General features: G+C 53.1%; 10 protein-coding genes. 4 read left to right on the top strand and 6 right to left on the bottom strand.

The window, feature by feature from the left end; genetic code table 11:
- Window positions 1-88 precede the first annotated feature (88 nt).
- From LJ739_RS15475 to arcA, 3 genes are all read left to right on the top strand, one after another.
- On the top strand, window positions 89-1,732 hold the full coding sequence (locus LJ739_RS15475) for an ATP-binding protein (RefSeq protein WP_229161988.1): 1,644 nt from the start codon (window positions 89-91) through the stop codon (window positions 1,730-1,732).
- Entirely contained in the window at window positions 1,732-2,265 is a 534-nt protein-coding gene (locus LJ739_RS15470) for a YfiR family protein (RefSeq protein ID WP_229161986.1), read from the top strand. Before LJ739_RS15475 ends, LJ739_RS15470 begins: the two co-directional genes overlap by 1 nt.
- 68 nt (window positions 2,266-2,333) lie before the next feature.
- The gene (arcA, locus tag LJ739_RS15465) at window positions 2,334-3,041 is read left to right on the top strand and encodes a two-component system response regulator ArcA (RefSeq protein WP_229161984.1); all 708 of its coding nucleotides are present in this window, start codon (window positions 2,334-2,336) and stop codon (window positions 3,039-3,041) included.
- Window positions 3,042-3,110: 69 nt separating this feature from the next.
- Here arcA and pmbA read toward each other — a convergent pair whose 3' ends face one another.
- Window positions 3,111-4,445, bottom strand: coding sequence for a metalloprotease PmbA (gene pmbA, locus LJ739_RS15460; protein WP_324254912.1), 1,335 nt, complete (start codon window positions 4,443-4,445; stop codon window positions 3,111-3,113).
- A gap of 106 nt (window positions 4,446-4,551) precedes the next feature.
- Here pmbA and yjgA point away from each other — a divergent pair, with 106 nt between their 5' ends.
- A complete protein-coding gene (gene yjgA, locus LJ739_RS15455; RefSeq protein ID WP_229161979.1) occupies window positions 4,552-5,070 on the top strand; it encodes a ribosome biogenesis factor YjgA in 519 nt (172 codons plus the stop codon).
- Here the strand turns inward: yjgA and tldD are convergent.
- Genes tldD through LJ739_RS15430 form a run of 5 tightly spaced genes read right to left on the bottom strand, consistent with a single transcriptional unit; the run spans window position 5,067 to window position 13,207 of the window.
- Entirely contained in the window at window positions 5,067-6,509 is a 1,443-nt protein-coding gene (gene tldD / locus LJ739_RS15450; protein WP_229161977.1) for a metalloprotease TldD, read from the bottom strand. The genes yjgA and tldD overlap by 4 nt on opposite strands.
- On the bottom strand, window positions 6,502-7,320 hold the full coding sequence (locus tag LJ739_RS15445) for a carbon-nitrogen hydrolase family protein (protein ID WP_229161974.1): 819 nt from the start codon (window positions 7,318-7,320) through the stop codon (window positions 6,502-6,504). Before LJ739_RS15445 ends, tldD begins: the two co-directional genes overlap by 8 nt.
- A 1-nt stretch (window position 7,321) precedes the next feature.
- Window positions 7,322-11,182 (bottom strand): YhdP family protein, encoded by a 3,861-nt coding sequence (locus tag LJ739_RS15440; protein ID WP_229161971.1) that lies wholly within the window; start codon window positions 11,180-11,182, stop codon window positions 7,322-7,324.
- On the bottom strand, window positions 11,179-12,645 hold the full coding sequence (gene rng, locus LJ739_RS15435; protein ID WP_229161968.1) for a ribonuclease G: 1,467 nt from the start codon (window positions 12,643-12,645) through the stop codon (window positions 11,179-11,181). Before rng ends, LJ739_RS15440 begins: the two co-directional genes overlap by 4 nt.
- Complete coding sequence (locus LJ739_RS15430; protein WP_229161965.1) at window positions 12,635-13,207, bottom strand: Maf family protein; 573 nt, start codon at window positions 13,205-13,207, stop codon at window positions 12,635-12,637. The genes rng and LJ739_RS15430 overlap by 11 nt, the downstream gene beginning before the upstream one ends.
- Window positions 13,208-13,214: the final 7 nt, after the last annotated feature.

Genomic DNA, 13,214 nt, shown 5'->3' with positions numbered 1-13,214 from the left:
CGTGAAACAGTTTTATTTTTGCTAACTTTATATCAGTATACGTAAACAAGCGTCGATACCGATGACAAGAGTACTGCTGAGCCCTTAGATGCCGAAGCATTCCCGTTTTTTGTCGATTAAAAGCCTCTTTGTGTGGGTCGTCATGGCCATTACCACGCTGGCGCTTGTGCTTGCCTCGATCATTTCCCTGTTCAGCCAAATCAGCAGTTACAAGGCCGAGTTGATCGATGAAGTGAACATTTTCGCCGAATTGATTTCCCGCAATGCCACCAGCAGTATCGCCTTTGACGACAACATCACCGAAGAGGAAAACCTCAAAGGACTGAGCGTCGCGCCGTTCATCCAGAATGTCCACATTTACAACATCGGACCGGAAGAGCAACTGGCCTTTTTCGCCAGCTACAACAAAACCGGCATGGCCCCGATCCCGGCGATGTTTAACCGCATTGAAGAATTGCGTGAACCGATACTGACCAACAGTGTCATTGAAGTTATCCGCCCAATCCGCCTCAACGGCCAGGTGTTGGGCTATACCTACTTACGCTCTTCCGCCGAGTCCCTCGACAACCTGACGGCAAACTCCATCACCATCACCCTGACGGTGCTGGTGGTGACCATACTGGTGTGCTTCCTGCTCACGTTGCGTCTACAGCGTGCAATTACCGACCCAATCCAGCAGTTGGTAAATCTGGTTCAACGCATATCCCGCCAGCGGGATTACAGTGGCCGCGCTGAGCCCACCAGCATCAAGGAACTGGACATCCTGGCCGAGTCTTTCAATGACATGCTGGAACGCATCCAGGCGCACATGCAGGGACAGGCAGAGGCAGAAGCGGAGCAGCGTCGTCTGCAATCCAATTTGGAAGAAAAAGTGAATCAGCGCACGACCGCGCTCAAGGAAGCCAACCAGGAACTGATTGAAACCCTTGAAAAGCTGCACCAGTTTCAACGCCAGATGGTCCAGAATGAGAAAATGGCGTCACTGGGCGACATGGTCGCCGGTGTTGCCCACGAAGTTAATACACCGATTGGTCTGGGCGTTACCGCCTCAACCATGATGCTCGACCGACTGACCGATCTGCAGAAGGAATTCGAGAGCAAATCGCTCAAAGCCAGCAAACTGGCCAAATTTATCGATGAAGGTCAGGAAAACCTGAACATCATCTACCGAAATCTGAACCGCGCTGCCGAGCTGATTTCCAGCTTTAAGCAAGTGGCTGTCGACCAGTCCTCAGAAAACAGCCGAGTGTTTGCCTTCTCACAATTGATGGACGAGATACTGCTGTCACTGCGTCCGCGTCTGAAAAAATACCATCACGAAATCACTCTGCATTGTGACGATACGCTGTATATCGAAACCAAAGCCGGGCCGATCAACCAGATCATGATTAACCTGATCATGAATTCGGTGATCCATGGATTCGAGTTCATGGACAACGGCCACATCGATATCTTTGTCGACCTGATCAATGACGGCAAGCTCAACATCATCTACAAAGACAACGGCAAAGGGATACCTGAACATCTGCGCAAACGGATTTTCGACCCCTTTGTGACCACCAAGCGTGGTCAGGGTGGCAGTGGGCTGGGTATGCACCTGGTGTACAACCTGGTCACACAGGCGCTGAATGGTACCATTTCAATCACCAGTGAAGAAAACCATGGCGTTGAGTTCCAAATCTCGTTTCCGGTGAAGCGCGTCGATGCCAAGAACATTGCCAAGAGTTCGTGATGCGTTGTTTTGTCGTGCTGTTGTCCCTCATGATAAGCCTGCTGCCAGCCACATCCGCATTGGCAGATGAAGACCAGCGAGCAAGGGAAATTCGTACTACGTTCCTGTTTCATATTGCCAACTACACCATTTTCCCGTCTCAGGAACAGGAAAATCCGCACCTGACCTTTTGTTTTCTGGAGTCCGCCCCATATCTGTACGAACAAGAGTTCGCAAAAGTTGGCGTGCGACAATTAAACGGCATGCCAACCCAGGCATTTCGCCTCAATAGCATCGAAGACGCCGAAGCCCGACATTGTGATGTCTTGTTGGTAGATAAAAGCGAAGAATCCGAACAGGTTTACGCAGCGCTAGAGGCTTTGAACCGAAAGCTGGTTACCGTGGGCGTCACCCGCAGGTTTACCAACCAGGGCGGATTGGTCAGTCTGGTGGAACAACAGTCGAAGATAAATGTCTTTATCGACAGGAAGCAGTACCGAAAATCGCCGTTGAAATTTAGCTCATTGCTTCTTAGGCATGCTAAATTCCTCTAGATAAATACCTGATCCGTGTAAATTTTCTGATAAACTGCTGTATAGAGAACAGCAAGGGTGCGAAACACATGCAGACGCCTAATATTTTAATCGTTGAAGATGAAGTTGTAACAAGGACTACGCTCAAGAGTTTGTTTGAGGCAGAAGGCTACAATGTATTTGAGGCCGAAAATGGCGAGCAAATGCATGAGTACTTCGAAAACAACGCCATCAATCTGGTGATCATGGACATCAATCTGCCCGGTAAAAACGGGTTGATTCTGGCCCGTGAAGTGCGGGATCGTAAAAATGTCGGTTTGATTTTCCTGACCGGTCGTGACAACGATGTTGACCGAATTCTCGGCCTTGAAATTGGCGCGGATGATTACCTGACGAAACCGTTTAATCCCCGTGAACTGACCATCCGTGCCCGCAACCTTCTGGCACGAACCACCAGTAGCAGCGAAGATGACGACTTGCCCAGTCGTGTGAGCTTTAACGGTTGGACGCTGGATGGTGACAGCCGCAGCCTGATTTCGCCCAGCGGTCGGGAATTCCGCCTGCCCCGCTCAGAATTCCGCGCGCTGCACCTGTTCCTGAGCAACCCTGGCAAGATCCTTACCCGTGAACAACTGATCATGGAAATGACCGGCCGTGAATTGCGCCCTAATGACCGCACCGTAGACGTGACCATTCGACGCATCCGTAAACACTTTGAGTCTGAGCCCAGTGCTGAAGATTTGATTGTGACCATTCACGGTGAAGGCTATCGCTTCTGCGGTTCCGTCGACAGCTGATTGGGTACTTGAGCTCAACAACAAAAAAACGCAGCGGTTGCTGCGTTTTTTTATGCTCTGAAGGGGGTATCAATCGCCCGCTACGTGCATGTTGTCAATTAACACTGAACCGGTATGCACACTGCCGCGGGTTTCCTGCTCGGCACCTATCACGCGGATGTTCATTAACATATCACGCAGATTGCCAGCCACAGTGATTTCACTGACGGGATATTGGATCTGACCATTCTCGACCCAGAATCCAGCCGCGCCGCGGGAATAATCGCCGGTTACTACGTTCACCCCCTGGCCCATCAATTCGGTGACCAACAGCCCGGTGCCCAACTCCGCCAACATATCAGGGTCAGACAGGCCACTGTGACCCACCAGCCAGTTGTGGATGCCACCGGCGTGGCCGTTGGTTTGCATACCGAGTTTACGTGCCGAATAACTGGTCAACAGGTAATCCTGCAGTACACCCTTCTCGACAATGGTCATGTCCCGGGTAACAACCCCCTCATTGTCAAAATTGGAGCTTGCCAGTGCGCCTTTGAGGTGTGGACGCTCTTCGATGGTCAGCCAGTCTGGCATCACCTGTTTACCTTTATGATCCAGTAAGAAACTGGATTTACGGTACAGACTTCCGCCACTGATTGCGGAGACAAAATGGCCAAACAAGCCCGGCGCCACTTCGCGGTGAAACAACACAGGCATCCGTCCGGTGCGAACCTTGCGCGGATTCAGCCTGCCCAGAGTATTACGGGCGGCTTCCTGACCGATGCTGACAGGGTCAGTCAGATCGGCCGCATTGCGGGCAACAGTGTAGCTATAGTCCCGTTGCATATCGCCCTGATGTTCCCCGATCACCACACACGACAGGCTATAGCGGGAGCTGGGGTACCCCAGATTGACACCATGGCTGTTACCGTAGACCTTCAGACCCAGATTGGCATGGTAGGAGCCACCATCTGAATTGGTAATGCGCGGATCGGCATCCAGCGCCGCTGTCTCGGCCAGTATCGCCTGTCTGATCGCGTGTTCAGTATCCAGCGGTTGCGGATGATACAAATCCAGATCGGGATTGTGTTGTGCCATAAACTCCGCCTCTGCCAACCCGGTAAACGGGTCTTCAGATGTGTAGCGGGCAATTTCAATCGCCTTTTCGACGGTTAGCTTTAGTGCATCGGCGCTCAAATCTGCAGTCGAAGCGCTGCCTTTGTGTTTGCCAACATACACAGCGATCCCCAATCCGCCGTCATTGGTAAATTCCACCGTTTCTACGTCTTTAAGACGTGAAGTCACAGCAATGCCCTGAACTTTCGACATACTGGCTTCGGCCTGGGTCGCGCCCAGACGTTTTGCCATACTCAGTACGTCATCAACCACCTGTTGTATTTCTTCAATCTGTTTGTGCATGTGCGTTATTAACTTCCCACCAAGGGCAACTGCTGCTGCCACCGCCGATCGCCTCTGTGCAGGGCGGGGTCGGCTGAGTTACAATTGGCCTTACTATAACACTAATGACACGATTATGACGGACAGCGATTTTGATATTGATCAGGATGATCCTGATTACAAAAGTAAAACCCAACTGAAACAGGAAAGTGCGGCGCTGCAAAAACTGGGCGAGAAACTGGTCAACCTGGGCCAGGCGTCGCTGGACAAAATGCCAATGGACAGTGAACTGGAGGAGGCGGTTCAGCTTGCACGCCGGATCAACCGCAAGAAAGAAGGTTTCCGACGCCAAATACAGTTCATCGGTAAGTTGCTGCGCGCCCGGGAAACAGCCCCCCTGGAGCGAGCACTGCACGAACTGGAAGCCGGCCACCGGCAGGCGACCCAGCACTTTCACAAGCTGGAGCAATGGCGAGACCAGTTGCTGACGCAAGGGGATTCGGCAGTGCAGGCATTGCTGGAACAACATCCTGAACTGGACCGTCAAAAGTTGCGCCAGTTGGTACGTCAGGCCAGCAAACAAGCGGCTGAGAACAAGCCCCCAAAAGCAGCCAGAGAGCTGTTTCAGTACCTTAAAGAAGCGCTGCCCGCTTAAGCCGTGCCGCCGACGGTCAGCTCATCCACCTTGAGACTGGGCTGACCGACGCCAACCGGCACGCTCTGGCCGTCTTTACCGCACACACCGACGCCTTTATCCAACGCCAGATCATTGCCGATCATGGACACTTTCTTCATCACCTCAGGCCCATTGCCAATCAATGTTGCTCCTTTGATGGGTGTGGTGATCTGGCCCTTTTCGATCAGATAAGCCTCTGAGGTTGAAAACACGAATTTGCCCGACGTGATGTCCACCTGACCACCGCCGAAATTAGGCGCATAAATGCCTTTTTCGATTGAGCCGATCAGCTCTTCCTGTGCATACTGCCCATTGAGCATGTAGGTATTGGTCATGCGTGGCATCGGCAAATGTGCATAAGACTCACGACGCCCGTTGCCGGTGACCTTCACGCCCATCAACCGGGCATTATGTTTGTCCTGCATATAACCGGTTAGGATCCCATCTTCAATCAACACGTTGTATTGACTTGGGGTTCCCTCATCATCAATGTTGAGCGAGCCACGCCGATTACTCAAGGTGCCATCATCAACGACCGTCACGCCTTTGGCGGCAACCTGTTGGCCGATTCGACCACTGAACGTCGATGCGCCCTTACGGTTAAAATCACCTTCCAGACCATGCCCGACCGCTTCGTGTAATAAAACGCCGGGCCAACCCGCGCCCAACACCACCGGCATCTGACCCGCGGGCGCGTCGATGGCCTGCATGTTGACGCGCGCCATATGCAACGCTTCATCAGCCAGTCGCTGATAGACCGGAACGTCACCGTCCATTTGTAAAAATTCGCTGTAACCATAGCGTCCACCGGCGCCGGCACTGCCCCGCTCCCGACGTTCGCCTTTTTCCAGCAGCACCGAGCAATTTAGACGTACTAACGGACGAATATCGGTACAAAACGTACCGTCAGTGGCAGCCACCAATATTTCTTCGTAGGACCCACTGATACTGACAATCACCTGGCTAACGGTCGGCTCCTGCTGGCGCACATACGCATCCACTTGTTGCAGCAACAAAATCTTGTCTTTGTCCTGCATCCCGATGATCGGGTTGTCAGTGCCATAGCGGGTTTCTATGTCTGTATTGTGCAGTGCGGCCACCTTATGCTGGCCACCATGGGCTGCGATGCCCCTGGCTGCATCAGCAGCCGTCATCAGGGTCGGTAAAGCAATCTCGTCAGAATAGGAAAAACCGGTCTTTTCACCATGAATGGCGCGCACGCCGACACCACGCTCATTGTTATAGCTACCGTCTTTAATGATACCGTCTTCCAACACCCAGGTTTCGTGCTGACTGGATTGGAAATACAGGTCGGCAAAATCGGTCTGGTGTTGATGAATATGGCCAAGCACCCGCTCCAGATCGTGACGATCCAAGCCAGATGCATGTAACAGGTTGTGTTCAACTGAATTAGACAAAAGTGCTCCTGAATCGATTGTGTTGATCCACCGGCATCGCCGTTCGGATCTTATGAATGTGCTCATCGTCGACTGCGGCAATGGCTAAGCCCGGCCCTTTCTCTATCATCGACAACATTTCGCCCCAAGGGGAAACAACACAGGAATGGCCGAACGTCTGTCGACCGTTCTGGTGCTCTCCGCCCTGATTGGCTGCCACCACGTAGCATTGTTTTTCGATTGCTCGGGCGCTGAGCAAAGGCATCCAGTGGGCCTGTCCGGTTTTTTGCGTAAAGGCACTGGGCAGCACAAGGATATCCACCTGCCCCATGGCCTGAAACAGACCTGGAAAACGCAAATCATAGCACACGGCAACGCCGACCCGACCAAAAGGCGTATCCACTACCACCACCTCATCACCGGGATCGGTAAAGCGGGATTCCTTGTAGTCACCGGTGTTATCAGCAACCTGAACATCGAACAGATGAATTTTGCGGTAATGGGCACGCTGTTGCCCCTGTTCATCGTAGACCAGACAACTGGCGAAATACTTGTCCTTGTCAGGCACTTTCACCGGGATGGTTCCCCCCACCAACCACACACCGTGGCGACGGGCAATGTCGGATAAAGCGTCCTGAATCGGGCCTTGCCCTTGGGTTTCGGCGATGGCCAGCAAGTCACTGTCGCGACCACCAAAACAGGCAACGCATTCGGGTAAAACCACCAGCGCGGGCTGACGAAAGGTCTGTTCGCTGAGCAACTTGTCAATCTGCTGTAAGTTGGCCTGGGTGTCAGGACCTGACACCATTTGCAGTGCCACTACGGTACTCATATCACTCTCCTTGCCCCGGAGAATCAGGGCTTTGGGGCTCTTGTACTGGCGGCGTTCCCTGAGATGAAGGCGGCGTATCAACCCGAGCTGGTAAACTGATATCACGGCTTTTACGATCAAGCTCGGTGAGTTGAGGCTCATCCAGGGTACCCGTCAGTGAGTATTGCACATTGGAGATCACTTTGGTCTCTGTTAACACCTGGTCTATCGCCAGGGCGGCAATCGCTGATGCCGGATTGACCATCCAGTACACCAGTAACGGCAAGCTTGAGGTGACGTTGGGGGTAAAACCGATACGATAATTTAACGCCCTGCTCGGCAAATCGGTGTAACCCGTCAGTGTCATTTCGCCGGCACCGCCATCGATCACGGTATCTTCGGTATGTGCCCTGCCGTCGGCCACCTGGAAGCTGCCCGTCATCTTGTCATAGAAGAAACCTTTGGCGAACACATCACGAAAATCGAGACTCAGTTTTCGCACCAGCGATTGCAGACTCAACAAACTGAAGATGCGTGATCCTTTGTCGCTTACATCGGTCAGGTAACCGTCGCTCAGACGCCAGTTGACGTCGCCATCCAAACTCTCCAGGTTGAAGGCAAACGGTGCGCCATCCCATTGTAAGTCAAAAGCAAAGCTGGCTTTGGAGTCCTTGATCCCTGAATCCACGCCAAGGTTTTTTAAATAGGCGCCCAAATCTGAGCTGGTAAATTCGCCTTCCAACGCGGTGAACATAACCGCATCATCACCGGTTTGCCAGCGCCCTTGTGCCTGCACTTTACCATGGGCACTTTCCAGGCTCAGTGACTCAATCGTCATGCCCTGGTCGGCACGCTGCAGGGCAAAACCCACTTTGCCAATGTCCATGTCATCAAGACGGCAGCGCTGGCATTGAAAACGGATCGGCGGCATGCGCTGCCAATCCGGCTGAAGTGTGTCTATCACTGCGGCATCGGTGTTGGTGTCTTTGGGGGGGGTCAGATCGAGAAAATCCGCCTGAACATCAACCCCCTTGTTCAACCAGTCATAGTACAGTTGAACATCTGCACGTAGCTGCTGGGCATTGAGTTGCAACAGCCAATCCTGTGTCGAATGCTTGGCCACTAACTCCAGATTATCCACATGGTGTCCGAACAGATTGAGGCGCTGTGCTTCCACATAAATGCGCTGTGGCTCCCCCAGCATTGGCGCTTCGCCATCGGGGATCCCCGCAATCAGGGCATCGATGGCCTGATACCAACGTTGTGCATCAACGGTTTCCAGCTGTGCTGAAATACTGAAACCCAGCCCCATGCTCAATACATCGGTATCGCCCACCCCTAAATGGGCGCGTGAAAACTGCAGCGTGTCATGGGGCAATACACCGTTAAACACGATGTCTTCACCCAATGACACTTTGACGGTTGTGGCTTGTTGATCACCCTGGCCGACAACGTGCAGCGGCATACTGTCTACCGCAACTTTGGCAAAAGGTGACGGCAGGGATGAGCCCACGCCAACCAAATCGGATTGAATATCCATGGCATACTCGTAACCCTCATCGGTCAGTAACAAATCCACCATCGCACGCCAGGTGGAGGCACCGCTCAGCCAATCCTGCAATGGCGGATGTTGTTGTTCCAGCAGAGCTGCCACCTGCCAGTCTCCGTGCATACTGATCTGAGAGCGATACCCCTGCCCCGGTTCGAGAGCCCCCAGGTAATTCACTCGCACCGGCTGGCCCAACAGATCCGCCTGCAACTCATCAACACGCACACGGTCGTTTTCAAACAACACCGTGCCGCCCACTTTGTTGAAGGTCATGTCCAGACTGGGTACCCACAACGTGTTGTTGTCCAGCGACACCTCGCCTTTGGCGACCACGTCATTGCCACTTAAGGGAATATCCAGGTGCAGTTTGACGCCTACCGAACCGCCGAGTTGCACGCCGTCTGTCAATGCGACACCGACACTGTCTGACAGGTCGCTGTCCATCATCAACTGACTGACCACCTGCCCCTCGGCACGACCATGGGTATCAATCAACAGACGGGCGTCACTCACCAGGCGTGGGATCACCGCGTGCAAATCTGACAGTTCAACCCCTTGCAACGTGCCAGCTTCGCTGGTCATCACCAACGCTTCATTGTCAAACGCCAGCGACAGGGACAAATCGGTCAAGGCGGGCCAACCGGGGTCAAACGCAAACGTGCTGTCGCTGATTTGTACACGGGCCTGAAACACCCCTTGGTTATTATCAAACGGAAACGCCGCCGGTCGACCAAACCACAATACCTCGGCAGCACCCACCTGGCCATCAACCAGCGCACGAGACAAGTACGCTTTGGTTTGCTGACCCATCAAGGTTCCCGGGAAAAGACGCTTGGCCCTGGCCACGGACATCGGTTCTATCTGTGTTTGCGACTGCAATACGTCGCTGTGACTGTCGTATGCCAGACGTTGGGTCAATGACAACCAGTCGTTGCGCAAACGCAACTGGGGTACTTGCAGATTGAAACCGCCGTCGTTCAGGGTCACAAAGCCCTGGGCTTGCAAATCCTGATACAACAAATCGTCGTCCAGCATGTCATCGATGTGCACAATGTCTTGTACACCGCGCAACGTAAAGCCACCGTGTTTGCCTTGCCAGAACAGTTCGGCAGTGAGGTTTTCCAGTCCCGGAATTGCGGCGGTCTGCTGCCAGCCAATATCATTAAAGCGGGCATAAGCTGCGACCTGCTGACTGAACATCACTGCCAACTCGTCAATACTGGCCTGAGGATCCAACTCAGCCAGCATGGATTGCTGTTGCTCATCCAGCACCAAAGCAGTCAACGGCAGCAACGGCGCAACGTCGATACTGTTCATTAACATCAACCGAGAGCGGCCATCCTGAGCAATATGACCTCGCCAATTGCTGGCCAGGGTACGCTGATCGATATTGATGATCAGGTTGTCCAGGTTAAAACGCCAGCCTTCAGCGTCCGGTTCGGCACGTAAATCCCCGCCGATGACGGAAGCTGACAGGGTGCTCTGTGCCGTGTCCCAGGCAAAATCACTGTTACCGAATTCTACGTGTACATCCGTAACCCGGCTGTTCTTGATCCCAGACCACCACGTCATGTTGGCGCGACTGGTGGTCAGCTCCTGTTCGGTAGGCAGCCATTGATTCAGCCAGGGAGATACATCCAGGGCTTCCGCGGAGGCATAGAACAGTCCGTTCAGATCGCTCGGGTCACCGTGTAAATCGAGCACAAAAGACGCCGAATTGCTGGCCAGCTCTACCACCTGCAGTTGACCAACCCCTTGGTGATGCTGGTCCTGGTTGACCCAACTGAGGGTTTCAATTTGGATCAATTGTTCGTCATAGCGTGTGGTCACGGCAATATGGCTGTCCGTCACCGAAAAACGTTGCAGTTGTTCCAGAAACAAGCGCTGCAATGCGTCGACCACCGGATAATCGGACTCACCCTGCTGTAGTTGTGCCAGATTGATGCGCAGCGCCAGACCATCCAGTTCAAAGCGTGTGGACTGGATCTGACCCGCCAGCACAGATGCCCAGAAATCGATTTCAATTTGCGTGGTCTGAACGCTTAAATCCAGTGGCGACGCCGCATTTTGGCGCAACTGTACGTCCTGCAACACCAATGAAGGTCCGATGCCATGCCAACCGGCACTGATCTGACCGATACTCAAATCAATGCCGTATTGGTCGGCCAGAAATTGTTCAACCCGGTGTTTCTGCTGGTCAAGGTGTGGCAATGTGTAACGCAACACACTGATCAACACAGCCACCGTCACCAGCGTGATGGCCATCAAGGTCCACAATTTTTTGATCGCAACACCGACAAACTTCGACGCCGTTACGCGGGGTTGTTTGCTCACATCATTACCACGTCAAATTTATCTTGGGCGTAGAGCAACTCCGTTTGCACTTTGATTTGTTTGGAAACGAACACTTCCAGTTCTGCCAGCATGTGGGATTCTTCTCCCATCAGCGCTTCTGCCACCGCCGGTGACGCATAGACCACGAATTTGTCGGCATCATAGGCGCGATTCACCCGTACAATTTCCCGCATGACTTCGAAACAGATGGTTTCCACCGTTTTGATCGAGCCACGCCCCTTACATACTGGACACTCACCGCACAGGATATGTTCCAAACTTTCTCGGGTTCGTTTACGGGTCATTTCAATCAGACCCAATGCGGTAAAGCCATGAATATTGGTTTTCGCGCGATCTTTGCTGGTGGCCGTTTCAAGGCTGTGCAGTACCCGTCGCTTGTGATCCGGGTCTGTCATGTCGATGAAATCGATCAGGATCATGCCGCCTAAATTGCGCAAACGTAACTGACGGGCAATGGCCTGGGTCGCTTCAATATTGGTATTGAAGATGGTTTCTTCGAGGTTTCTGTGTCCGACAAAGGCACCGGTGTTGATGTCGATAGTGGTCATCGCTTCGGTCTGATCGATGATCAGATAGCCGCCGGACTTCAAATCCACACGGCGCTCCAGCGCACGTTGCGCCTCATTTTCCACGTCATACAGGTCAAAGATCGGTCGATCGCCAGGATAGTATTCGAGCAGCTTGTTCAATTCCGGCACGTACTCACGGGTGAAATGCTGTAACTCCTGAAAAGACAACTTGGAATCAATACGGATCCGATCCAATTCGGTGCCGACAAAGTCCCGCAATACACGGCGGGCCAGCGGCAAATCTTCATACAGCACGTTGGATTTGGCCTTTTTCATCCGTTGTTGGATCTTGGCCCACAAGCGGCGCAGAAACTCAGCGTCCTGTTGCAGTTCCTGCTCACCAACCCCTTCTGCTGCCGTTCTGAGGATAAAGCCGCCCTGCTCATTACAGAAATCCTGCACCAGCGATTTTAAACGCTCCCGTTCGCTTTCATCCTCAATACGCTGTGACACCCCCACATGGGTGACGCTGGGCATAAACACCAGATAACGGGAAGGAATAGTGATGTCGGTAGTCAGTCGTGCACCTTTGGTGCCGATGGGGTCCTTTACCACCTGAACCACAATGTCCTGGCCGTCACGCACCAGTTCACGGATATCCTGCTTCTCGATATGGCTGGTAGACACTTCCTCAACCACTTCGCTGTGGATCACGATGTCAGACGCATGCAAAAACGCCGCTTTATCCAGACCAATGTCGACAAATGCTGCCTGCATGCCGGGCAGAACGCGACTCACTTTGCCACGATAAATATTCCCCACCAAACCCCGTTTGGTGTGTCGCTCAACATGGATTTCCTGCAATATCCCACTTTCGATCAACGCCACACGGGATTCTGAAGGGGTAACGTTGATCAGTAATTCAGCACTCATACAATTCCACGCCTGCCTGTTCGAGTAATTGTCGGGTTTCACACAACGGTAGCCCAACCACCGCGCTGTAGCTACCGTTGATGTGTTTCACAAATTGTCCGCCGAGCCCCTGGATACCATAGCCACCGGCTTTATCCTTGGGCTCGCTGGTTTGCCAATACCAATGGATCTGTGCATCGGTCAGAACGTCAAAGGTGACGTCAGTTGTCACTACTTTGAGTGTAGTCCCCGTTTGCCCTATCAGGGCGACGGCGGTAAGGACCTGATGCTGTTTGCCTGACAAGCGCAGCATCATGCTCCGAAACTCTGCCTCGTCAGCGGGTTTACCCAGAATTTGCCCGTCAATCACAACCGCAGTATCGGAGCCCAGCACCCAGTCGCTCACCGCCACTTGTTGCCTGACCGCTGCGGCTTTTTGCTCCGCCAATCGGGCAACATACGCGTCGGGTAACTCCGCGGTCATCACAGTTTCATCAATGTCGGCTGGCAGTGTGGTAAACGAGACACCGAGTTGGGCCAGTAATTCCCGCCGGCGGGGCGATTGAGAAGCCAGAATCAACATAGTGTGT

The organism is Fluctibacter halophilus (assembly GCF_020687825.1).
In the GTDB taxonomy this organism is placed as follows: domain Bacteria; phylum Pseudomonadota; class Gammaproteobacteria; order Enterobacterales; family Alteromonadaceae; genus Fluctibacter; species Fluctibacter halophilus.
Note: the sequence above shows the minus strand (reverse complement) of the source record. Positions and strands in the feature narration are given on the sequence as shown.